Genomic DNA, 22,676 nt, shown 5'->3' with positions numbered 1-22,676 from the left:
TAATACAATGAAAGACAAGTTTATAGAATCGTTCAAGGAAGCTTTGGAAATAGACCGGCCAATCACCATGAGTGACAAATTTCGCGATTACGACGAATGGAACTCGCTGGGCCGCCTCTCGCTGATCGCAAACCTTGACGACCAGTTTGATGTAACGATCGAGGACGAAGTATTTCAAAAACTGATCACGGTCGAAGATCTTTTCAATGAAGTGGCAAAACGTGCTGCCGCTAAAAATTAAACCCATCAATGGCATTAATCTCTTTTAACGGTGTTGGCATTCGTGGCCTTGCCGCAGCGGTGCCAAAACAGGTTGTTAACAATTACGAATACACGCAGTATTTTGATAAGGATTCTGTCAGGGATATTGTAGAGAAGACCGGCATTAAAGAAAGAAGATTCGCGCCGGCCAACATCTGCTCTTCCGACCTCTGCTTCGCAGCTGCCGAGCGCCTGATCGCCGACCTGAACGTTGATCGCAGCGAAATAGATCTGCTCATCTTCGTGTCGCAAACACCTGACTACAGGATGCCCGCAACGGGTGTGCTGCTGCAGGAACGCCTCGGACTCTCCAAACAAACGGCGGCTTTTGATATGAACCTCGGCTGCTCCGCTTTTGTGTACGGCCTCTCGGTGGTCTATTCCATGATGCAGACCGGTGGCTTCCGCAAAGCGCTTTTACTGGATGGAGAAACACGCTCACGCATTTATTCACCCAAAGACAGGAAGACCGCTTTCCTGTTCGGGGATGGCGGCGTGGCAGCGCTCATCGAACGTGACGAGAAGTATGGCAATGCCTGGTTCTCGCTGAACTCAGATGGTTCCAAAGAATCGCTCATCAAGGTGAACGCTGGCGGATACAGGAACCCCAGCACGCCCGAGACCCTGGAAGAAAAAGTGGTGGACGAGCACGGCAACATCCGCTCCGAAGAGCACGGATACATGAACGGCGCCGATGTCTTCAATTTTGTGCTGCTGGAGATCCCGAAAGACATTAAGAAATTGTTGTCTTTTTCCAATACGGCGATGGACTCCCTCGATTACTTCGTATTCCATCAGGCCAATAGTTACATGAACGATTACCTGAAGAATAAGCTGAAGCTCGACAACAGCAAAGTTCCGGCCTCGATCGAGAAATTTGGCAATACGTCATCGGTATCCATTCCGCTCACCATTGTCTCTCAGCTGAAAGACAATCTTGCTGAATCTAAAAAAATGCTGCTGTGTGGTTTTGGTGTGGGCATGTCGTGGGCTACCGCCGTGATGAATTTTGAAAATTGCCACATCAGTGAACTGGTTGAGGTCTGACCATGGAAGCGCATCATCCTTTTGACCTGCGTGGAAAAGTGATTGTAGTGACCGGTGCTTCATCAGGCATCGGCCGCCAGTGCGCCATATCCTGCAGCAGAGTGGGAGCGAAGGTGATCCTGATCGCCCGCAATGAAGTCAGGCTCGGCGAGACATTGTCATTGATGGATCATTCACATCACCGGATCCTGCCCATGGACCTGACCGAGGCGGCGGAAACAGAAGAGAAGCTCGCCGCGTTGAAAGACCTTGGCGGTATTCACGGTGTGATTCACAGCGCCGGCATTTCCACCACGCTGCCTTTGCGGAATATTTCGGAAGATAAGCTTAGTAATTTTTTCAAAACGAACGTGAACGCTTCCATCAACCTGACCAGGCTGCTCACCCGGCCGGGCTATGCGGCGAAGGAAGGCGCGAGCGTGGTCTTTATAACCTCGGTGATGGGTGTGGTGGGAGAAGCCGGCAAAACATTGTACAGCCTTACCAAAGGAGCGCTGGTGGCGGGTGCGAAATCATTGGCGCTGGAGCTGGCGCCGAAAAAGGTCAGGGTCAATTGTGTTTCTCCCGGTGTGGTGGTTACACCCATGAGCAGCAGTGCTGTCTATAGCCAGGACGAGGCTTCGCTTGAAAAGATCAGGAGCTATCACCCCCTGGGGCTGGGCGAACCGGAAGATGTGGCCAACGCCTGCGTGTTCCTGCTGTCGGATGCATCACGATGGATCACGGGAACAAACCTGATGGTCGACGGAGGTTACACCGCACGCTGACGAGAAAATTAAAATCATTCATTCAATCATTCATGGAAGTTATCATCATAGGCGCAGGAGGACACGCCGCCGAGATCGACGAATACATCGCATTCGCCGGGTTTGACCGTAGCAAAACACCAGCCTTCAAAGTGGCAGGTTTTATTGACGACAACCCCGCCAGCTATGCGCGTTATAAATTATCAGCACCTTTTTTAGGCAGCATCCGTGAGCACGTGATCCAGAAAGATAAGCAATACGTGATGGGCATTGCCAACCTGGCTTACCGCAGGCCCATCGTCGAGCGCTTTTTGGCGGAAGGCGCGCGCTTTGCAACCGTTATCCATCCCGTGGCGTATGTCTCGCCGTCAGCGAAGATCGGCACCGGTGTGGTCATTGCACCATACGTCAACATCGGCCCTAATGTGGAAGTGGGGGACTTTACATTGCTCAACGCGCGGGTAAGCCTCGGGCACGACAGCGCTGTGGGGCAACACAATTTTATCAGTCCGAACGTATCTTTTTCGGGATTCACCAAAGTGGGCGACGATAACCTCTTCGGCATCAACAGCGCCACCATACCCGGTATCACCGTGGGCAACAGGAACAAGATCGCCGCAGGCATGGTGCTCGATAAATCAGTGGAAGACGATACCGTGGTGTTTTACAGGTTTAAGGAGAAAGTTATCGCCACGCAAAAAATATGATCAGCCTTCCGGTTACGGTTTCCGTTACATTCCTGGCTTAACTTACGGATCACGCCATGTACAGATTCTTCAACGACATGCTTCATCCGCTGGTGATCCTGTGGCTGCTGATCATTGTGTGCCTGGTCGCGCGCAGGTTCGGTAAAAAGCGCTTGTTCCAAATTTGTCTTTATACAGCGGCGATCTGGTTTTTCGTGATCAGCATCTCACCGGTGCCTCAGTGGCTCATTCATCGCCTGGAAGACACATACCCCGTGGTTGATATCGCGGAGGCCGGTGGTGCACCCGACGTGCACATCCTGGTCATGGGCGCAGGACATGCCTATGCACCCGGCCTGCCTCATTTAAATCAGCTCTCTGATCCCGCCCGCGCAAGGCTGAATGAAGCGATCCGCCTTCACCGCCTGCTGCCCGGTAGCAGGATCGTGTGCAGCGGATACTCGGCGTCGGGCCGCATCCCACAAGCTGAGATGCTGGCGAAGGCTGCGCTCGAGCTGGGCGTGGCACCCGCCGATACGCTGATGGTACCAACACCGGCAAACTCGGCGGAAGAAGCAAAGGACTATAGCCGGCGATTTGGAAAGCAGCACAAGCTCGTGCTGGTAACCAGTGCTTTTCACATGCGCAGGGCCATGAAGTATTTCGAGCGTGAGGGATTGGCTCCGGTGGCGGCACCCACGGACCACTACATCAAACGCGACCCTCAGAAAAATGCCTACGACTTCTGGCCATCGTCAGCCAAGATCCACATGATGGCCCTGGTCATTCATGAATACGGAGGGCTGGCCAAACTAGCACTGACTAAGTGAATGGTTGCCGGCCGCAACTTTAAACCTTAAACTTTTTAACTTGAAACTGACCACAATCGCTAATGATGACTACGCCAACCGGTAACTGGCAACTGGAAACCGGCAACTTTTTAAGTATATTTTCGCCCTTTATAACAAAAGATTAAATGAACGAAAGAATCTATCTGTCACCGCCGCACATGGGAGGTGACGAGCTGAAGTTTGTACAGGAAGCGTTTCAATCGAACTGGATTTCACCCGCAGGTCCTCACCTCGACCTGTTCGAGAAGGAGCTGGCGGATTATAACAATACACCTCATTGCGCAGCCTTGTCTTCGGGCACTGCTGCCATTCATCTCGCCCTGATCATGCTGGGCGTGAAGCAGCATGACGAAGTGATCTGCTCGAGCTTCACCTTTGCCGGCAGCTGTAATCCCATTGTTTACCAGGGTGCCACCCCGGTGTATGTGGATTCAGAAGATAGCACCTGGAATATGGACCCTCAGGCACTTCGGTCAGCCATTGAAGACAGGATCAGGAAGGGAAAGAAACCCAAGGCCATCATCGTGGTGCACCTGTATGGCATGCCGGCGCAGATGGAAGAGATCGTGGCCATCGCCCGTCACTATGACATCAAGATCATCGAAGACGCTGCAGAGGGCCTTGGCTCACTTTACAAGGGAAAAAAGCTGGGATCGTTCGGCGACATCGGCATTTACTCTTTCAACGGCAACAAGATCATTACAACCTCGGGTGGGGGAGCCCTTGTATCGGAGAATGCAGAATGGGTGAAGCAGGCAAAGTTCCTCTCTACCCAGGCCCGTGACCAGGCGCCGCATTACCAGCACTCACAGATCGGATACAATTACAGGCTCAGCAACATCAGTGCAGGCATCGGACGCGGCCAGCTGAAAGTGCTCGACCAGCGGGTGGCACGTCGCAGGGCTATATACGACTACTATAAAAAAATACTGGGCGGACTGCCGGGTGTATCGTTTCAGCCTGAGCTTCCCGGCAGTGTTTCTAACCGTTGGCTCACGTGTATGCTTTTACCTGCTACCAGCAAGCTTACCCCCGAAACGGTGAGGCTGGCGCTGGAGAAAGAGAACATCGAAAGCCGCCCGTTATGGAAGCCCATGCACCTGCAGCCGGTCTTCAACGGAACCCCTTATTATGGTTCGAAGGCGAGCGAGGACCTGTTTGCACGTGGCCTGTGTCTGCCCTCCGGCAGCAGCCTCACGGATGCACAGCTTGAAAAGATCACTACGCTGGTTGGTAAAATGCTTTAAGCCGGTAATCAGTATTCGGTAATCGGTAATCGGTTTGGAACTGTACCTTGCATTTACTGATTACCGATCACCCGATTACCAATTACCGGCCTGATTCAATTTAATCACCTATTTTTGAATAATGGTATCTGACCTCGTTATTTACGGAGCCGGTGGTTTGGGACGCGAAACAGCTTTGATGGTGCAGCAGATCAATGCGCATCAAAAACAGTGGGACCTGCTGGGCTTTTTCGATGACGGAAAACAGAAGGGTGCGCAGATCGATGGGCTGCCCGTGCTTGGTGGCGTTCACGACCTGAATACTACCACTGCTCCGCTCTCGGTAGCAGTAGCCATTTCAAACCCGCAGGCCCGCAAGAAGATCATTGCTCAGATCAGCAATTCCCTCATACAGTTTCCTGTGCTGGTCCATCCATCGGCGCAGACTGGCAGCGATACCAATATCTTTGAGCAGGGAACGATCATTACCGCGGGAGTGATCCTCACCACAGGCATTACGCTCGGTGCATTTGTGATCGTTAACCTGGACACCACCATTGGTCACGATGTGCAGGTCGGCGCTTTTACCGCTATCATGCCGGGCTGCCGTATTTCAGGCAACGTGCACATCGGTGAAGAAGTGCTGCTGGGCACTGGCGCTGTTATTCTTCAGAACCTGACCATCGGCAACAGCAGCAAAGTAGGAGCAGGAGCGGTTGTTATCAAAGAAGTTGCGGCCGGTCATACAGTGGTGGGTGTTCCAGCCAAATCCGTGAAGCGATGAATTACAAACCCGCGATCTATTTTCTCCTCCGGTATCTGGCCCTTTACCTGGTGCTCAACACCCTGTATGCATTTTACATCGATCATTACGAGGAAGAAGATCCGCTGACCCTGGCGATCACGCGGCAGACCGCTGCCTTTCTGCGCATGTTCGATGAGCCCGTTTCGGTTGTGCAGGTAACGGGGAGCATCAATGTTCCGCTGGTGCGCAATGGCGTCACCGTGATCGAGGTTTACGAAGGATGTAACAGCGTCAATGTCATCATTGTCTACCTGTGCTTTCTGATCGCGTTCCGGGGCGCATGGAAGGCGCTGCTGAAATTTGCTTTTGCTGGAATTGCGGTCATTTATATTATGAATGTGTTGCGCCTGGCAGCGTTGTACGGCATTGCCTTCTATTATCCGCAGCAATTGTACTTCTTTCATAAGTTCTTTTTCACGGGTATTCTTTATGCCGTGGTATTTGTGCTGTGGTATTTTTGGATCAAAAACTTTGGCAGGTGGAACACGGTCAACGCCTGATGAAACGTGTTGCCATCGGGGCAGCCGGTGTAGCCGGTCTGGCATTTGTGTTCCTGTTTCAGCGAACAGACGTGCTGGCACTCATCAGCCAGGCGCAGCTCAGTCCGGAGATGCACTTCTCCATAAACCGGCTCGCCCGCATATTTCTCAACGACATCTTCATGCTGCTGGTGCTGTATGCGCTTTTTGCCGACACCCGTATCTTAAAGCTGGCATTGTGGGTACAGGTCATTGATCTGCTGGTGCTGTTGCCGCTGTACCTGGTGGTTAAGCTTTCGCTGGAAGGCGACTCCGAGATCTCTTCTCCGTTTCTTTCACAGTTTCACCGACTGATCGTGAATCCAACCCTGATGATCCTGATCATTCCCGCCGTGTATTACCAGCGACTGGCAAGGAAAGACCGGCAACATCCTTAAGCGCTGCCACCCGCCCATGCATTTCAACCGGGAAATAGTCCGGATTATAACCTTCCAACGCATGCTGTCCCGAAATGCTGCAATGTTTGTAGTGAACGCCATATCTTCGCCGCGCAGTTGACCCTGCATGTTGTGCGGATAGCTCCTAACGACTGTTTTTTTAATTGTAAACAAAATAGTTACGAGCGGCACAATACCTGTTTTTTTGGAAGAATGTAATATCGGACCGTCGATGGCAGGGAAGCGCCGGATCTGCATTTGCAGCCCGTTTTACAAGCATTTTTTACGGTTTTTTAGAATTGGCATGTCTCCAGGCTCTTTACAAGGCAGGTTCCGGGACATGCGTAAGAGAAACCTTTGTGATCATGAGAGCCTGCTTCAATCAAATATTCTGCAAATTGCACCGATGAGATAAAAATATTGGGTAGCTGAGTTACTAATAGGGCTGTTTATCGAATATATAAGCCATTCACAGAACTTTCAGTAATTTCGAAGTACATTAAGTTTTCGTTACTTTTGCGGGTCTTAAGGGTTGACTATGAGAATACTTTTTACGGTTTGCTTTCTGATGATTTCCCTAATCGGCTTTTCAGCTGATTTTACAGCAACACAAAATGGTAACTGGAATATTGGCACCACTTGGGGAGGGGCATGTACCACCGGCTGTGTGGAAGGCACCGATTATCCAGGGATTAATGACAATGCCTATACCAACTCGTTCCTCGTTACGGTAAATGGCAATTTTTCATGCCATAACCTGTTCGTAGAATATAATATTGCCAACGGGTTAAGTTTTAGTAACGGTGCGGCGAGGCTTACCATTTCTGGATCACTGGCGGTTTGGGATACTGGCGCTGGATTTTATGCTGATCCGACAGCCGATGTGATCTCAAACGTAGGGACATTGCGATTTACGGCAACGAATGTGGATCTTATTTCACCTTACGTTATCCTGCTTTGGGATAATACTGTAGCTGATTTTTGTGCATTATCTTTTGATTTCGGCGCTGCGGGTACTGGCAGTTTGATGGAAACCATTAACATCGGCTCTGCTAGATCTTTAACAGTGACTACAGGCACTTTAACAGCGGATCCCGGCGTTGAAATCCTTGGCCTGACCAATTCAACATTGACAGTCGCTGCGAATGCTTTTCTCGAAACCGATGATCCCATCAGGGCAGGAACGGTCTCCACCGGATTTGCCACAGTTACTGTAAACGGAACACTCACCACCTCGTCTTACGTGAACGCTACCAACTTCACCATGGGTGCAGCGGGCATACTGCACACCACGTTTAACGGGTCTAACCAGACAGAGGGCTGGTGGTATCAGTCAGCGAGACCTACGGGTGGAACCATGAATGCCAGCGCTACGGTATCATTCGAAGCGGCTGCTAACCAGAATGTCTATACGAGAACTTACGGCAATCTCATCCTGGACGGAACCGGAATAAAGACACTGGCCGGCGGAGGAACGTTGAATGTTAGTGGATCGCTCACCATAAACTCCGCCTCGACAACACTCAGCTCGGGCTCATCAGCCATCAATATCGGCACCAACCTCACGAACAACGGTACATTCTCACCCGGCGCGCTGGTGACCTTTAATGGAACAGGCGCTCAATTGATCGGAGGAACATCAACCACTTCTTTTGGCAATGGACTTACTATCAATAAATCGGCCGGGACATTGACCCTTGCGCAGAATATTGCGGTATCGGCAGGACTTACGGTATCGGCGGGCACGTTCGATCTCGCTACCCATACACTGACGGTCACCAACAACAACATCACCAACAACGGCACGTTCACCCCATCTACCAGCACGGTCATTATCAGTGGCACCACGTCTGTCGGCGGAAGCTCGACTACAGCCTTTAATAACCTTACCATCAACGGCACTTTCACGTCTCCATCAACATTGAACGTAGCCGGCGACCTGACCAACAACGGTACTTTTAATGCTAACAGCGGCACGCTGGTATTCAACGGTACAACGGATCAAAGCATTGCTGGTACGCTTACCGCGAACAACATCAATATCACCAATTCAACCGCTTCAAACGGTATCCTGGTAAACGGAAATGTTAATCTCGATGGCACACTAACACTGGTGAACAGCGGATCGAAGTTTGACGCCGACGGTTCAGGCAGCGGTGTGCTCACCGTACGGTCTACCAGCGTCAACGCAGGCGGACGTATAGCCACCTTGCCTACACCTGCAAATTTCATAGGTTCCGTTACCGTTCAACGTTTCATCAACGGCCCCGATACGTGGCGTTATCTCTCCATGCCCATTACCAATGGTAATGTGTCTATGTGGAAAGATGATTTCCCGGTTACGGGTAATTTCTCCGATCCGAGTCCTAATGGCGTTAACGGCGTTGTTAACAGCTCGTCAGCCTCGATCTATTTTTTCAACCCTGCAACCAATGGGTATGTGGCGGTCGGCTCCGGAGGCTCAACGGCTTCAACATCGCTGAGCAATACTGTAGGTTATTCAGCCTATTCGTACCTGACGGGAGATTTTACGATCTCGGTCCGCGGTACGATCGGTAAAAACAATGTGTCGATTCCAATTTCTACTGCTAACAACGGTTATAACCTGATCCCCAATCCTTACCCTTCGGCCATCGACTGGGATAATGTGACGAAGACCGGACTGAACGACGCGATGTGGATCCGGACTGCCAACAACCAGTTTGCTTCCTATGTGTCGGGTGTGGCAACCAATCCTCCCTTTGGTGGCTGGACCGGCGAAGTAGCGATGGGGCAGGCGTACTGGATCCAGTCTACCAGCGCTTCTAACCTGGTAATGAAAGAAGCAGACAAGACCTCCAATCAATACGAATTCCTCAGGGAAGTGCAGCCACGCGACTACATGCGTATTACACTGCTCTCAGCGAATCAGCACGATGAAACCGTGATCCGTTTCAAGGACGATGCCGTTGAAACCTTCGATGGCCAGTATGATGCCCGCAAGCGTAAGAACGGAGACTTCAGCAATGCCCTGCAACGCTACACGCACCTCAACGTATCTTCTTACACAACCACTGCTGCCGAGGATTATGCCATCAACAGCATCCCCCTGCTGCAATGTGCTGCGAAGAATATCAAGTTAAGGGTGGAAGATGTTGCTACCGGAAATTATACACTCAGGTTCGGCGACCTGGATAAAATGGATGTCGCTTACGGCATCGTGCTCATCGACCATTTCCTGAATAAGGAAACAGTGATCGAAGAAGGTGCCGAATACAACTTTGCCGTTACGGCCGATGTCCTGTCTAAAGGTGCTTCCCGGTTTGAGCTGAAGTTCAATCCGGTGGCCGTAGATGTGCAGCGTGAGCTTCCGCTGACCGCCGTGCAGCAATGTGCCGATCCGCTGGTGAAGCTGGAAGTAGCCAATTCCCAGCCGGGCGTGGCGTATGTCTTTAAACTGGGCAATGCCGACCTGCACGCGCCGGTCACAGGCAATGGCCAGAAGATCACGGTGTCCGTAAACCGGAGCAGCCTGGCTACTGGCCTGAACAAATTGTCGCTGGTGGCCTCTTCCGCGGCCGGATGCGATGCCCATACTTTTAATGATGCCCTGAGCGTTACCATAGACCCCGTGGTTGAAGTGAGCACTGTTACTGCCGGAGAGCATTGTGGAGGAGGAAGTGTTACGCTGACAGCAGCCGGTGCGCCGCTGGGAGGTACCTATAGGTGGTATGAAACTGCCACCGCCACAGAACCACTTGCTGGTGCAAACCAACCAACTTTTACAACACCTGTGCTGGAGCAATCGAGAACTTATTTTGTAACGGCGGTAAATATCAGCGGATGCGAATCTGTTCAGCGCAAGGCTGTGGAGGCAAAGATCAACACGGTTCACGAAGTGACTTCGGTTACGGCGGCACAAAGCTGTGGTGAAGGCAGCGTTACGTTGTCGGCATCCGGTGCCCCGAAAGGCGGATCGTACAGGTGGTATGAAGCTTTAACCGGAGGCGCGGCCATTCCCGCTGCCAACGAGGCTGCATTTACAACGCCCGTGCTGAGTGCATCGAAAACCTACTTTGTTTCCGTCGTTAACAGCAGCGGATGCGAATCGGCCCTCAGGCTTCCCGTAGAAGCAAAGATCGTGAATGCTGCCAAGCCCGAAGTAGTGGTTACCGATAATGTGCTTTCTGTGGCACAGGACGCGGTTGTTCAGTGGTATAAAGACAATGCGCCTGTGAGCGGAGCAGTAGCCAGCCAGTATGAGGTGAAAGAAACCGGTCTCTATAAGGCCGTGGTAACAACCAAAGACGGCTGCGTGACAGTATCGGATGAGATCAGCTTCATCATCAACGGTATTGAAGGTAAGAACAGCGACCTAAGGCTCTATCCGAACCCTACATCGGATTACCTGAATATCGCCAATGTTCCTGCGCAGGTGAAAGTATCGCTGTATGATGCGCAGGGAAGGGAAGTGAACAGCGCACCGGTAGAGGCCGGCAAAGAGGGTGTCACCATTGATATGCGTTCGCTTGTGAAAGGAATGTATCTGGTGAATCTCAGGGATCAGAATCAGGTTTTGAGGATTAAAGTTATCAAGCAATAATTCGCAGTGGGTATGAATAAAAAAAAGGTCATTCTTTTGGTATCCCTAGCTATGATGGTTGTAGCGGTGGCAGCGCAGCCGGGTGGTGACCCCAACGGCGGATCAAAGCCGGGCGTGGCACCTATTTCAGGAATTGAATGGCTGATGCTGGGAGGGGGACTGTTCGGCGCCATCAAGTCATATTTTAAATTCAAGTCGCGCAAGCCGGGAACTTAATTGTCAGCTGATTGTTAGACAGTCTCCAAATATTCCGAATATCGATCTTTATCACATCAAGGCTTCATGTTTCAATATTCAGTAATCAGGTGGATCTATAACTTCCGTATCCTTCCCCGGTGGGTTATTATCATCATCGATATTTTCTTTATTTCTATTTCCTGTGTGCTGGGATATCTGCTCCGCTTCAACTTCATGACGGCGGATATCATCAATAATAACATTGGCTCGGGCGTGCTGCTGACCTCAGCCTGTGCGTTGGTGGCGATCCTGATCACCAGTAGCCACCAGGGTATCGTGCGGTATACGGGCATCCAGGATGGCGTAAGGATCTTCTTCATGGTGATCCTGAATTCTATTCTGGCATGGTGCGTGAACCGGATCTATTACAATAACGGCGGCCATAACCTCATTCCGTATTCGGTAGTACTGATCACCGGCCTCGCTTCTTTCCTGTTCCTGTTCAACTACCGGTTGCTGGTCAAGTACGTATTCTCATTCTACAACCGCGGTATCGTTAAGAACTCCAAGGTGCTGATTTTCGGATCCGGCCAGACCGGCATCATTACCAAACACGTTATTGATTCTTCACCGTCGTCGAGGGTGGTCGGTTTCCTGGAAGACGACCGCAACAAGATCGGCAAGGTTATCAACGGTTCGAAGATCTACAGCGCCGATGGAGAAGACCTCGATGGCCTTTTACTGGGACTGAACGTGGATGAAGTGATCATTACCGTGAAGAACCTGTCGATGGACCGGAAAAACGAGATCGTGGATATCTGCTTGAGAAACCAGGTGAAGGTGCGCGTGGTGCCACCCGTTCAAAAGTGGGTGAAGGGAGAGCTGAGCCTCAGCCAGATCAAGGAGATCCACATCGAAGACCTGCTCGAGCGCGATCCCATCAAGCTTGAGAACCCCAGCGTTAATCGCCAGATCAAGGGAAAGAAGATCTGTATTACCGGAGCCGCCGGATCTATCGGTAGCGAGCTGGTACGGCAGGTAGCCCACCACCATCCGCAGCTTATTGTATTGATCGATCAGGCAGAGTCCCCGTTGTTTGAGATCGACCGTGAGATCAAATCGCTTGGATTCGAGACCCCGATCTTTTCTTACGTAGCCGACATTGTCAATAAAGAACGGATCCGGGCGATCCTGAAAGAGCATAAGCCTGATATCCTGTTCCATGCTGCCGCCTACAAGCACGTTCCGCTCATGGAGAACAACCCGAGCGAGGCCGTACTGTGCAATATCCTGGGTACAAAGAACCTGGCCGATGTGGCCGTAGAGCAGCAGGTGCAGAAATTCGTGATGATCTCCACTGATAAGGCGGTGAACCCTACCAACATCATGGGATGTTCTAAACGGATTGCCGAGATCTACGTTCAATCGCTGAACAACGAGCTTCAAAAGCTCGGAAACAGTCACACCTCTTTTGTGACCACCCGTTTCGGTAATGTTCTTGGCTCGAACGGTTCTGTTATTCCTGTCTTTAAACAGCAGATCGAAAAAGGTGGTCCTATCACTGTGACCCACCCTGAGATCACCCGTTACTTCATGACCATTCCGGAGGCGTGTCAGCTGGTGCTGGAGGCTGCCATCATGGGCCGTGGAGGCGAGATCTTCATTTTCGATATGGGGCAGTCTGTAAAGATACTCGACCTCGCCAAGAAGATGATCCTGCTTTCGGGCATGGTGCCCGGCAAAGACATCGACATTGTATTCACGGGCCTGCGCAACGGTGAAAAGCTGTTCGAAGAGCTGCTGAACGATAAGGAGAACACCATCCCTACACACCACGAAAAGATCATGATCGCCCGTGTAATGACCTACGAATACGGGGAGATCAATAGCTACATCGAGCTGTTCAACGATCTGATCAATGACAAGAACGAGCTGAAGATGGTGGCGTTGATGAAGGAGCTGGTGCCTGAGTTCAGAAGCAATTACTCCAGGTTCGAAGTGCTCGATAACATCGGCGCTGGTATCACCGACAGGTGATCTGTAATGGAGATCCGTCTGCGTATTTGACATCCGGTTCTTGCTTCAGGTAAAGAAGGAATAAGTCGTTCTATCCAAACTTTTCCTTGTCATTGCTATTCACGTCGAACAGAGGCTCTGTTGCTGAAATCTCCGGTCCGGGGAGCTCAGCGTTTGGATCTGGTCATATCTTATCGTCTCATTATTGAGGTCTGTCTCTGACTTTTTTACGAGCGATAGAAGCTCAAATCCCTTACGCTGATCCAGAGGCATCAATCATGAGCGCATGCGCTATGACGCAAACATCCTGATTATTATTGATAGACTAACAATGCTAAATCAAATGGTCCTGTTATAAAACAAAAGCTCCGTTTGCCCTGATGAGCGAACGGAGCTTCGGTTATAATGATCGTATCTGAGATCAGCGGTGATACATGCCCCTGCGTTTAGAGCGATAAAGTCTCTTGTTGTTGTTTCCGAACTGATAGGGGAGATAATACTCTATCCGTGCGCTGAACAGCATATAGGCATCCTTTGATTTTCCACCGCGGATCGATCCTGCAGGCCTTGGGGCCAGTCCTAATTCGGGCCTTCTGTCAGCCAGTTTTTGTGCAATGGGATCTGTGAAAGACGCGTTGTCAACGTATCGGGTGCTGACGTCATCGATGTAGTCGGTAAACGTTTTCCTCCAGCCGGCTTCAACAGCGAAGTTAAAGAATGGATTGACCTTTATTTTTCCACCAATACCATAAGGAATGATGGGTGTAAAAGTGCTGTAGGAAACACCTTCTGTCTGCAGCGGTTTCAGGGCATATTTAGTGCCATCCAGTTCGGCTTTGGGATTAAAGTACAACCCACCCACGCCAATAAAACCGTAAAGGTTGAAAGGCGGGCGCTGGTAGAATCGGCCTCCCTGGGGAATCAGGTTAATGACAGCTGAGACATTGAATTCGTAATTGCTTGAAGTAAAAGACAGGTTGCGGTTAGCGCGGCCCTCATCTTTCGAGTTGGCATCCGAGCCTGACAGCGTCACCCATGAGAATTCGCCCCGCACACCAACGCGTTTGCTGGCGTAATACAGCAGGCCGAGCGACAGGCTGGGCTTCACATCAAAGATATCGCCATTGTCTTTCAGATCGCCATAGTAGGTCGAAGTGTTGACCCCGGCGGTGAACAACAGGCTGCGGTTCCTGCGCACAGAATAGAAGCTCTGGGCATCCGCCAGTTGGACAACGGCACCGATCAATAGCAATACAGTAAAAAGCCTTTTCATAGCATGGCAAATTTCAGCGAAATATAACAAGAATTATCGACTTTTCTGCAATAATTAACCCAATACCTCCTGAACGCGTTTGGCAGCGTCTTTCAAAAGGATCGCAGATTTTACCTTCAGGCCTGATTCTTCGATGATCCTGGCGCCTTCTTCGGCATTGGTACCCTGCAGCCTTACGATAATGGGCACCCTGATATTTCCGATCTTCTTATAAGCTTCTACCACGCCATTCGCCACCCTGTCGCAACGCACAATACCACCGAAAATGTTGATCAGGATAGCTTTTACGTTGGGGTCTTTCAAAATGATCCTGAAGCCGGCTTCCACGGTCTCGGCATTGGCTCCACCACCTACGTCGAGGAAGTTGGCAGGCTCTCCACCTGAAAGTTTAATGATATCCATGGTGGCCATGGCAAGTCCTGCGCCGTTCACCATACATCCCACGTTGCCATCGAGCTTCACGTAGTTCAGTCCTGCGGCTCCGGCTTCTACTTCCAGTGGATCTTCTTCAGTGATATCCCTGAGCTCCGCCAGGTCTTTGTGGCGGTACAATGCATTGTCGTCGAGATTTACCTTGGCGTCAACGGCCAGGATCCTGTTGTCAGATGTCTTGAGCAGCGGATTGATCTCGAACATAGAGGCATCCAGGCCCAGGTAAGCGTTGTATAATGAGTGAATGAACTTTACACCCTCTTTGAAGGCGTTTCCTTCCCAGCCCATGGCAAACGCGATCTTGCGCGCCTGGAAAGGCTGAAGACCGATGGTGGCATCGATCCATTCTTTAACGATCTTTTCAGGATGTGTTTCGGCAACTTCCTCGATGTTCATACCGCCTTCCGTGGAGGCCATGATCACCGGGCTGCCTGTAGCACGGTCGAGCAGGATGCTCATATAATATTCCTTGGGCTCTGATTCGCCGGGGTAATACACGTCTTCCGCGATCAGCACCTTGTTCACTTTCTTTCCGTCAGGACCAGTCTGGTGTGTCACAAGAACACCACCGAGAATACCTTTTACTTTATCAGGAACTTCGGCGATGCTTTTGGCCAGCACAACACCTTTTGAACCTGTTTCTCTCACAACACCTTTACCACGGCCTCCGGCATGGATCTGTGATTTTACCACAAACCATTTGGTGCCAGTTTCAGCCTGAAGCTCCTTCGCCGCCTGGATCGCAGCATCCGGGGTATCCGCAACAATGCCACGCTGAATGGCAACACCGTATTTTTTAAGAATCTCTTTGCCCTGGTATTCGTGAATGTTCATGTAGTTTTTGTTTTGGTGCGAAAACTAGTTTATTTAAACCGTTAATTCAAGCGATGTAGCGCTGAGATATTAGATTTGAGATGTGAAGGAATTAGATTGGCGATGCGGGATATGAGATTTAAGACGGAGCACCAACATCATACTGCCGGCTAACCTTTTATGATAATGATTGGTGTTTCAATGAGTTAGAAACGATTGTGAAAGGTGAGATTGAGATCGTTAAATTTAAAACAGGTTGAAGCTGACTGAGGTGCCCGTTTCCTGAACACTGAAACCCGGCCCAACTTCAAACCTCAACTTTAAACTTTAAACTTTTAAACCAAGAACTTTTAATGTTACAGGCTACGGGGATCCAGAAGACGTACGGTCAATTGCAGGTGCTGAAAAATGTCAACCTTCATGTGCTGAAAGGGGAGATCGTGGCCATCGTGGGGGCATCGGGTGCTGGTAAGAGCACGCTGCTTCATATTCTGGGAACGCTGGATACACCTGATATCGGCAAGGTGCTGATCAACAACCGCGACGTGTTCGCACAATCGGCCAGAAACCTGGCGGCGTTCCGTAACCAGTCCATCGGATTCGTGTTCCAGTTTCACAACCTGCTGCCGGAGTTCACGGCACTGGAGAATGTGCTCATCCCCGGCATGATCGGCAAACGAAATGAAGGCGAAGTACGAAAGAGGGCAGAGGGCCTGCTGGAAATGCTGGGACTTGACGGACGCAAACATCATAAACCTTCGGAGCTTTCGGGAGGAGAACAGCAACGCACCGCTGTGGCCCGCGCGCTCATCAACTCACCTGACCTGCTGCTGGCCGACGAACCCAGCGGAAACCTCGACTCGAAAAATGCAGTAGAGCTTCACAATCTCTTCTTCCAGCTGCGCAAAGACCTTGGACAAACATTCATCATCGTAACCCACAACAGCGACCTCTCCCGAATGGCCGACAGGCGACTCGAGATCAGGGATGGGCAGTTGGAGGTTTGAAGTTTAAAGTCTAAAGTTGCCGGTTACCAGTTGCCGGATAGCCGGTTTAGTACAGTGTAAGTTTCTGGTTACGGTGTTCTGCTCAACGCTTGACCATCACCCGATCCGTTGAGGTCAACTCATCCAACTGGCAACCGGTAACCGGCAACGGTACCACCCCCAACTTTCAACCTCTAACCTTAAACTTCAAACTTCAAACTTCTAACCTGTAACCAACACCGTTTCCGGCTCCATCACCTCCACCGTTCCCTTCTCATTGATGGAAATAAGCTGCAGTGATTTAAGCTCGTTGATAAGCAGGGGATCGTATTTCGCGGTCACGCGCACATAGTTCGGGGTGAAGCCGTGCATCATTCCATTTTCGACGTCGTTTTCAAACAACACCGTGGCGGTGCTGCCCAGGTTTTCTTCGTAGAACTTGCGGCGTTTTTTGTCGGAGAGAATGTGAAGCATCTTCGAACGGTCCGCGCGTACATTTCCAGGCACTACGTTGGGCATAGTGGCGGCGAGGGTATTCTCACGCTCTGAATAGGTGAACACGTGCAGGTACGAAATGTCGAGCTCGTTCAGGAACTTGTACGTCTCCAGAAAATCTTCCTGGGTCTCGCCGGGGAATCCTACGATCACATCCACGCCAATGCAGCAATGGGGCATAAGCGATTTGATCCTGGCAACCCGCTCCGCATACAACTCACGCTGGTATCGGCGACGCATCAGCTTGAGCACTTTGTTCGATCCTGACTGAAGCGGAATATGGAAATGCGGAACAAACTTCCGCGAGGTAGCTACGAACTCGATGATCTCGTCGGTGAGCAGGTTAGGCTCGATGGAAGAGATCCTGAAGCGGTCGATGCCTTCAACGTTGTCGAGATTTTTGATAAGGTCTATGAAACGCTCCACACGTTGGCCGTTCTGCAAGCCGAAGTCGCCGGTGTTCACCCCGGTGATCACAACTTCGCGCACACCGGTGGCGGCGATGCCACGGGCCGTTTCTATGATATTCTGAATGCTGTCGCTGCGGCTGTTTCCCCGCGCCAGGGGGATAGTGCAGAAAGAGCATGAGTAATCGCATCCGTCCTGCACTTTCAGGAATGTGCGTGTTCTGTCGTGCAGTGAGTACGAAGTATTGAACCGCGTAGCCTCGCTGATCTCCGAAGCCAGCACCTGCGGCTGTGGTGCTCTCACAAAACCGTCGAGCAGCTCCACGAGCCTGAACTTTTCAGCGGCGCCCAGTACGGCGTCAACACCCGGGATCTCCGCGATCTCTTTGGGCTTCAGCTGCGCATAACAGCCGATAATGGCTACATAAGCCTCCGGTGAAATGCCGCGTGCTTCGCGTACGATCTTATGGCATTTCTTATCGGCGTTCTCTGTTACCGAGCAGGTATTAATAATGAAAATGTCAGGCGTATCCGTAAAGTCCACCTTCCTGTAGCCCTTTTCTTCGAACATCCTTGAAATGGTAGACGTCTCCGAATAGTTCAGCTTGCATCCCAGCGTGTAAAAAGCGACTTTTTTCATGATGAAGGGGCAAAGGTAGAGTTTAAAGTTTAAAGTTTGAAGTTTAAAGTTTGGGTTGGTTGCCGGTTGCCGGTTTCCGGATGGCCAGCTCAGACTGGGTTTGCTTAGGAGGTTCTGGTCTTGCTCTTTGAATCGAAGCAATGCTTCGAAAACACACACCTCCCGAAACCGGCAACTGGTAACCGGCAACTAGCTCGCTGATAACCTGCCCTGCGACACGGCAGCCCAGTTGCAAAGTTGGTAAAGAAGTCTCGCCCCTACATTGGCATCCCAGTCGTTGTCGGGGGCGGGAGCTACTTCGCTGAGGTCGAAGCCGATGATCCTGCGGCCTGACCGGACCAGCTTTTTGAGCAGATATATCGCCTGTTCAAATTCAAGTCCTCCGGCTACGGGGGTTCCGGTGTTCGGGCAAAGCTTTGGGTTGAGCCCGTCGATATCGAAGCTGATGTAGACGTGTTCGGGAAGGTCCTGGATAATGCGGTCGCAGATATTTTCCCACGACTTTCCCTGGTAGAGCTGCGCTTTTACGTCCTCATCGAAGTAAGTGGTAACCCTTCCCATCGAACGTTCAATGACCCTGAGCTCTTCATCGCAGTAATCGCGGATGCCTACCTGCACCAGTCTGCCAATGGAAGGAAGCTTCAGCGCGTTGAACATGATGGACGCATGCGAATAGGTGAAGCCTTCGTAGGCTTTTCTCAGGTCTGCGTGGGCATCGATTTGGAGGATGCCGAAACGATCGTACTGCTCACCCAGCGCCCGCAGCAGGCCCAGGGGTGTGCTGTGGTCGCCCCCGAGCAGGCCCACGATCTTCTTTTCCTTCAGCCATTTCTGCGCTGTGGATTTCACGTAGATATTCAGGTTCTCGCTGGCCTCGTTGATCTTGGTGGTGATGGGGTTTCCCGGCAACATTTTTTCTCCCGCCTCCAGCGCCCGGATGTGCCGTACGGAAAGGTCGCGGAGCTTTTCACTTTCCTCCGGCATATCGGCGGGGAAGGGAAGGACGCTGATGCCCAGCTGCCATGCGTTGGGGATCTCTTTCAGGGCCAGGTCTACCTGCGAGGAGGCTTCCAGTACGGCCAGCGGTCCCCGCGCAGTGCCTGCATGATAGGAGACAGTCACTTCCCAGGGCACGGGTATGATCACTACTTCGGCGGTGGCCGGCGTGAACGGAAGCCCAAACAGGTTCCCTGCGACACCGGGGCCGTTCGGATCAAATTGTGCGATCAGTTCATTTTTTGTCATGCCTGAAAGCCCGTGTTCATCATCTCGCGTGGTGTCAGGTACCGGAGCAGCTCGCCATTGCCCTGGTTTACTTCAGACCATGAGGAAACATTGAAGGTGATGATGGCAACGCCTGCCGGGGTCATGTCGCCGATCTCCGCCTTTGAAAGGTACTCGGCCAGGTAAGAGATGGTAGGGTTGTGGCCTACGCACATCACATGATTGTAGGCGTTGTCAAGCTGCCCGATGAAGGCAAAAAAGGTCCTCACCGAGGCATCATAAAGCTCGTCTTCAAAAACGACGCGCTGCGGATCCAGCTTGAGCACGTCTCCGATAATGGAGGCGCTTTGCCGGGCCCGTTCGGCACTGCTGGAGAAAATGGCGTCCAGGGCCAGGTTTTCCCGCGACAGGTACGCGCCGGCCTGAAGCGCCTGTTGAACGCCTGCTGTGGTCAGTTCGCGGTTTTTGTCCGGTTGATTGGCAGATTTGTCCAAAGCTTCGGCATGACGGAACAGATAGAGTTGTTTTACCATAATAAAAAGACAGTTCCCCGAATTATTTTAAGTTTCAAATTTATACCGGTTCTGGGGCAAAAAAATCAAATTCTACGCTGAAATCCTCACCTGTTCGCCAGTTTGCGATGCGGTTTATAGCTGGTTCAAAAGCGGCTGCAAAAAGGGGTAAAATTTGATTTTTTAAAAAAATACTGATATTTGACCTCTTTGAGAGGGGCAAAAACATGTCAAAAAACCTAGTAATTGTAGAGTCACCCGCGAAAGCGAAGACCATTGAAGGGTATTTGGGAAAGGATTTTAAGGTCGCGTCAAGCATGGGCCACATCAGGGATCTGCCCAAGGGCGGGGGCGCCATTGATATCGAAAATGATTTTGAGCCGACCTACGAGGTCAGTCCCGAAAAAAAGGATGTAATACAAAAACTGAAGAAACTTGCCGATGACGCCCAAACGGTGTACCTGGCAAGCGACGAGGACCGTGAGGGAGAAGCTATCAGCTGGCACCTGAAAGAGGTGCTTGACCTCACTGACGCCAAAACCAGAAGGATCGTATTTACCGAGATCACCAAAAAGGCGATCCTCAATGCACTGGAGAACCCCCGCGGCATCGATGTCGACCTGGTGAATGCCCAGCAGGCGCGCCGTGTGCTTGACAGGCTTGTAGGTTATGAGCTTTCACCGATCCTCTGGAAAAAGATCAAAACCGGGCTTTCCGCCGGTCGTGTTCAATCCGTGGCTGTGAGGCTGGTAGTGGAGCGCGAGCGTGAGATCACCGATTTCAAAGTGAAATCGTCTTATAAGGTCAACGCCATCTTCGATCTCGGCAAGGGCAAGCAGCTGATGGCCGAGCTACCGGAGCGTTTCGACACAGACCAGGAGGCGCTTGCATTTCTCGAGTCCTGTAAAGGTGCCAAGTACACCATCACTGACCTGCAGACCAAACCTTCGAAGCGGTCGCCGGCACCCCCTTTTACAACGTCAACGTTGCAGCAGGAAGCAGCCCGCAAGCTCGGGTTCTCTGTGATCCAGACCATGATGGTGGCGCAGAAGCTCTATGAAGCGGGTAAGATCAGTTATATGAGAACGGACTCCGTCAACCTCTCTGACGAAGCACGGCAGGGAGCCCAGCGGCAGATCAACGCCGCCTTCGGACAGCAATATCATCAGCCACGCCAGTTCAAGACCAAGTCATCCAGCGCCCAGGAAGCTCACGAAGCCATCAGGCCTACAGATTTTTCAGTGAACGATCCTGGTATGGACCGCAATGCGCTGCGTTTGTACGAGCTGATCTGGAAACGCGCCATCGCCTCCCAGATGGCTGACGCCGAGCTGGAAAAGACAACAGCAACCATCGGCATCTCCACCAATAATTACAGGCTCATCGCTTCAGGTGAGGTGGTGAAGTTCGACGGGTTTCTCAAGGTATATATGGAATCCGGCGACGATGAGGACGAGGAGGAGAACAGCAAAACGCTGCCACCCCTCACCATCGGTCAGAACCTCGACCTGGATTCGCTCGTGGCCAAGCAGGTGTTCTCACGGCATCCTCCCCGTTATACGGAAGCCAGCCTTGTGAAGAAGCTCGAGGAGATGGGCATCGGAAGGCCATCGACGTATGCGCCTACCATTACCACCGTTCAGAAGCGTGGTTATGTGGTAAAAGAGATCCGCGAAGGCGTTGAGCGCAAATACAATGTGTTCACGCTGAAGAAAGACAACAACATAGAGAAGCAGGTAGACTCCGAGATCACGGGTGCGGAAAAGAACAAGTTGTTCCCGACCAACACCGCCATGATCGTGAACGATTTCCTGGTGGAGCATTTTCCTGATATTACCGATTATTCTTTTACCTCCGAGATCGAGCAGGAGTTCGACGAGATCGCCAACGGCAAGCTTCAGTGGAAGAAGATGATCGCCAACTTCTACCAGCCTTTCCACAAGAAAGTGTCGAAGACGGAGAAGGTGGAGCGCTCTTCCGTGGGCAAGTCGCGGGAGCTGGGCGTGGATCCTAAAACAGGTAAGAACGTATATGCCAAGCTGGGCAAGTTCGGCGCCTATGTGCAGATCGGTGAGAATCCCGACGATAATGGTGGTGAAAAGCCGAAGTTTGCGAGCCTCAGACCGGGCCAGTTCATCGAGAACATCACACTTGAAGATGCCCTGGAGCTGATCAAGATGCCGCGCGACCTCGGGTTGTTCGAAGAGAAGCCTGTGGTGGTGAACATCGGCAGGTTCGGCCCTTACGTGCTGCACGATAAGAAATTCGTATCGATCCCCAAAGACCTCGATCCCTATACGATCACACCTGAAAAGGCTGTGGAGCTGATCGAGGCCAAGCGCATCGCCGACGCCAACAGAACCATCAAGCTATTCCCCGAAGACCCTGACATGCAGGTGCTCAATGGTCGTTTTGGTCCTTACATCAAGGCTGGCAAGAAGAACGTGAAGATCCCGAAAGGCAAGGTGCCTGCAGATCTCACGTATGAAGAGTGTGTGACGCTCGCCGCTGCCGCTCCCGAGAAGAAAGGGCGGTGGGGAAGGGCTGCTACGCCGAAAGCCGCAGAAGCTCCTGCCAAGAC

General features: G+C 51.5%; 19 protein-coding genes. 14 read left to right on the top strand and 5 right to left on the bottom strand.

Annotated features, from left to right (window positions below; translation table 11 throughout):
• Window positions 1-7 precede the first annotated feature (7 nt).
• The 12 genes from KK083_RS26730 to KK083_RS26675 all read left to right on the top strand — a co-directional run bounded on the left by KK083_RS26730 (window position 8) and on the right by KK083_RS26675 (window position 13,334).
• Window positions 8-241 (top strand): acyl carrier protein, encoded by a 234-nt coding sequence (locus tag KK083_RS26730; RefSeq protein ID WP_254169202.1) that lies wholly within the window; start codon window positions 8-10, stop codon window positions 239-241.
• An 8-nt stretch (window positions 242-249) separates the two neighbouring features.
• Window positions 250-1,308: a 3-oxoacyl-ACP synthase III family protein gene (locus KK083_RS26725; protein WP_254169201.1), complete on the top strand. Its 1,059-nt coding sequence runs from the start codon at window positions 250-252 to the stop codon at window positions 1,306-1,308.
• Between the two features lie 2 nt (window positions 1,309-1,310).
• The gene (locus tag KK083_RS26720; protein ID WP_254169200.1) at window positions 1,311-2,075 is read left to right on the top strand and encodes an SDR family NAD(P)-dependent oxidoreductase; all 765 of its coding nucleotides are present in this window, start codon (window positions 1,311-1,313) and stop codon (window positions 2,073-2,075) included.
• Window positions 2,076-2,107: 32 nt separating this feature from the next.
• Window positions 2,108-2,761 (top strand): acetyltransferase, encoded by a 654-nt coding sequence (locus KK083_RS26715; protein ID WP_254169199.1) that lies wholly within the window; start codon window positions 2,108-2,110, stop codon window positions 2,759-2,761.
• 56 nt (window positions 2,762-2,817) lie between these two features.
• Window positions 2,818-3,570, top strand: coding sequence for a YdcF family protein (locus KK083_RS26710; protein ID WP_254169198.1), 753 nt, complete (start codon window positions 2,818-2,820; stop codon window positions 3,568-3,570).
• Between the two features lie 146 nt (window positions 3,571-3,716).
• Window positions 3,717-4,838, top strand: coding sequence for a DegT/DnrJ/EryC1/StrS family aminotransferase (locus KK083_RS26705; protein WP_254169197.1), 1,122 nt, complete (start codon window positions 3,717-3,719; stop codon window positions 4,836-4,838).
• Window positions 4,839-4,959: 121 nt separating this feature from the next.
• Window positions 4,960-5,601 (top strand): acetyltransferase, encoded by a 642-nt coding sequence (locus tag KK083_RS26700; RefSeq protein WP_254169196.1) that lies wholly within the window; start codon window positions 4,960-4,962, stop codon window positions 5,599-5,601.
• Window positions 5,598-6,122, top strand: a complete 525-nt coding sequence (xrtF, locus tag KK083_RS26695) for an exosortase family protein XrtF (protein ID WP_254169195.1) — start codon at window positions 5,598-5,600, stop codon at window positions 6,120-6,122. Before KK083_RS26700 ends, xrtF begins: the two co-directional genes overlap by 4 nt.
• Window positions 6,101-6,538 (top strand): exosortase F system-associated membrane protein, encoded by a 438-nt coding sequence (locus KK083_RS26690; protein ID WP_254169194.1) that lies wholly within the window; start codon window positions 6,101-6,103, stop codon window positions 6,536-6,538. Before xrtF ends, KK083_RS26690 begins: the two co-directional genes overlap by 22 nt.
• A gap of 568 nt (window positions 6,539-7,106) precedes the next feature.
• On the top strand, window positions 7,107-11,120 hold the full coding sequence (locus KK083_RS26685; protein ID WP_254169193.1) for an Ig-like domain-containing protein: 4,014 nt from the start codon (window positions 7,107-7,109) through the stop codon (window positions 11,118-11,120).
• A gap of 12 nt (window positions 11,121-11,132) precedes the next feature.
• Window positions 11,133-11,336 (top strand): hypothetical protein, encoded by a 204-nt coding sequence (locus tag KK083_RS26680; protein WP_254169192.1) that lies wholly within the window; start codon window positions 11,133-11,135, stop codon window positions 11,334-11,336.
• Window positions 11,337-11,402: 66 nt separating this feature from the next.
• Window positions 11,403-13,334, top strand: a complete 1,932-nt coding sequence (locus tag KK083_RS26675) for a polysaccharide biosynthesis protein (protein ID WP_254169191.1) — start codon at window positions 11,403-11,405, stop codon at window positions 13,332-13,334.
• A 400-nt stretch (window positions 13,335-13,734) separates the two neighbouring features.
• Here the strand turns inward: KK083_RS26675 and KK083_RS26670 are convergent, their stop codons facing one another.
• Both KK083_RS26670 and sucC read right to left on the bottom strand, forming a co-directional pair.
• The gene (locus tag KK083_RS26670; RefSeq protein WP_254169189.1) at window positions 13,735-14,586 is read right to left on the bottom strand and encodes a DUF6089 family protein; all 852 of its coding nucleotides are present in this window, start codon (window positions 14,584-14,586) and stop codon (window positions 13,735-13,737) included.
• Between the two features lie 54 nt (window positions 14,587-14,640).
• Window positions 14,641-15,852, bottom strand: a complete 1,212-nt coding sequence (gene sucC / locus KK083_RS26665; protein WP_254169187.1) for an ADP-forming succinate--CoA ligase subunit beta — start codon at window positions 15,850-15,852, stop codon at window positions 14,641-14,643.
• 332 nt (window positions 15,853-16,184) lie between these two features.
• Between sucC and KK083_RS26660 the strand changes: the two genes are divergently transcribed.
• A complete protein-coding gene (locus KK083_RS26660) occupies window positions 16,185-16,838 on the top strand; it encodes an ABC transporter ATP-binding protein (protein ID WP_254169185.1) in 654 nt (217 codons plus the stop codon).
• A gap of 201 nt (window positions 16,839-17,039) precedes the next feature.
• On the opposite strand, the gene mtaB is transcribed toward KK083_RS26660, so the two are convergent.
• From mtaB to KK083_RS26645, 3 genes are all read right to left on the bottom strand, one after another.
• Window positions 17,040-18,359, bottom strand: a complete 1,320-nt coding sequence (gene mtaB / locus KK083_RS26655) for a tRNA (N(6)-L-threonylcarbamoyladenosine(37)-C(2))-methylthiotransferase MtaB (protein ID WP_254169183.1) — start codon at window positions 18,357-18,359, stop codon at window positions 17,040-17,042.
• A 189-nt stretch (window positions 18,360-18,548) separates the two neighbouring features.
• Window positions 18,549-19,604: an agmatinase family protein gene (locus KK083_RS26650; protein ID WP_254169181.1), complete on the bottom strand. Its 1,056-nt coding sequence runs from the start codon at window positions 19,602-19,604 to the stop codon at window positions 18,549-18,551.
• Window positions 19,601-20,116 carry a SixA phosphatase family protein gene (locus tag KK083_RS26645; protein ID WP_254169179.1) on the bottom strand — a complete coding sequence of 172 codons (516 nt, stop codon included), beginning with the start codon at window positions 20,114-20,116 and terminating at the stop codon, window positions 19,601-19,603. The genes KK083_RS26650 and KK083_RS26645 overlap by 4 nt, the downstream gene beginning before the upstream one ends.
• A gap of 206 nt (window positions 20,117-20,322) precedes the next feature.
• Between KK083_RS26645 and topA the strand changes: the two genes are divergently transcribed.
• Window positions 20,323-22,676, top strand: a 2,354-nt coding sequence (topA, locus tag KK083_RS26640; RefSeq protein ID WP_254169177.1) for a type I DNA topoisomerase, incomplete at its 3' end; no start/stop codon positions are given.

Origin of the sequence: Chryseosolibacter histidinae (assembly GCF_018598225.1) — a bacterium.
Lineage (GTDB): Bacteria > Bacteroidota > Bacteroidia > Cytophagales > Cyclobacteriaceae > Chryseosolibacter > Chryseosolibacter histidini.
Note: the sequence above shows the minus strand (reverse complement) of the source record. Positions and strands in the feature narration are given on the sequence as shown.

What these genes read in the sequence shown, in the direction of transcription:
- KK083_RS26730 (WP_254169202.1), top strand. Translation starts at nt 8, where the DNA reads ATGAAAGACAAGTTTATAGAATCGTTCAAGGAAGCTTTGGAAATAGAC.
- KK083_RS26725 (WP_254169201.1), top strand. Translation starts at nt 250, where the DNA reads ATGGCATTAATCTCTTTTAACGGTGTTGGCATTCGTGGCCTTGCCGCA.
- KK083_RS26720 (WP_254169200.1), top strand. Translation starts at nt 1,311, where the DNA reads ATGGAAGCGCATCATCCTTTTGACCTGCGTGGAAAAGTGATTGTAGTG.
- KK083_RS26715 (WP_254169199.1), top strand. Translation starts at nt 2,108, where the DNA reads ATGGAAGTTATCATCATAGGCGCAGGAGGACACGCCGCCGAGATCGAC.
- KK083_RS26710 (WP_254169198.1), top strand. Translation starts at nt 2,818, where the DNA reads ATGTACAGATTCTTCAACGACATGCTTCATCCGCTGGTGATCCTGTGG.
- KK083_RS26705 (WP_254169197.1), top strand. Translation starts at nt 3,717, where the DNA reads ATGAACGAAAGAATCTATCTGTCACCGCCGCACATGGGAGGTGACGAG.
- KK083_RS26700 (WP_254169196.1), top strand. Translation starts at nt 4,960, where the DNA reads ATGGTATCTGACCTCGTTATTTACGGAGCCGGTGGTTTGGGACGCGAA.
- xrtF (WP_254169195.1), top strand. Translation starts at nt 5,598, where the DNA reads ATGAATTACAAACCCGCGATCTATTTTCTCCTCCGGTATCTGGCCCTT.
- KK083_RS26685 (WP_254169193.1), top strand. Translation starts at nt 7,107, where the DNA reads ATGATTTCCCTAATCGGCTTTTCAGCTGATTTTACAGCAACACAAAAT.
- KK083_RS26680 (WP_254169192.1), top strand. Translation starts at nt 11,133, where the DNA reads ATGAATAAAAAAAAGGTCATTCTTTTGGTATCCCTAGCTATGATGGTT.
- KK083_RS26675 (WP_254169191.1), top strand. Translation starts at nt 11,403, where the DNA reads ATGTTTCAATATTCAGTAATCAGGTGGATCTATAACTTCCGTATCCTT.
- KK083_RS26670 (WP_254169189.1), bottom strand. Translation starts at nt 14,586, where the DNA reads ATGAAAAGGCTTTTTACTGTATTGCTATTGATCGGTGCCGTTGTCCAA.
- sucC (WP_254169187.1), bottom strand. Translation starts at nt 15,852, where the DNA reads ATGAACATTCACGAATACCAGGGCAAAGAGATTCTTAAAAAATACGGT.
- KK083_RS26660 (WP_254169185.1), top strand. Translation starts at nt 16,185, where the DNA reads ATGTTACAGGCTACGGGGATCCAGAAGACGTACGGTCAATTGCAGGTG.
- mtaB (WP_254169183.1), bottom strand. Translation starts at nt 18,359, where the DNA reads ATGAAAAAAGTCGCTTTTTACACGCTGGGATGCAAGCTGAACTATTCG.
- KK083_RS26650 (WP_254169181.1), bottom strand. Translation starts at nt 19,604, where the DNA reads ATGACAAAAAATGAACTGATCGCACAATTTGATCCGAACGGCCCCGGT.
- KK083_RS26645 (WP_254169179.1), bottom strand. Translation starts at nt 20,116, where the DNA reads ATGGTAAAACAACTCTATCTGTTCCGTCATGCCGAAGCTTTGGACAAA.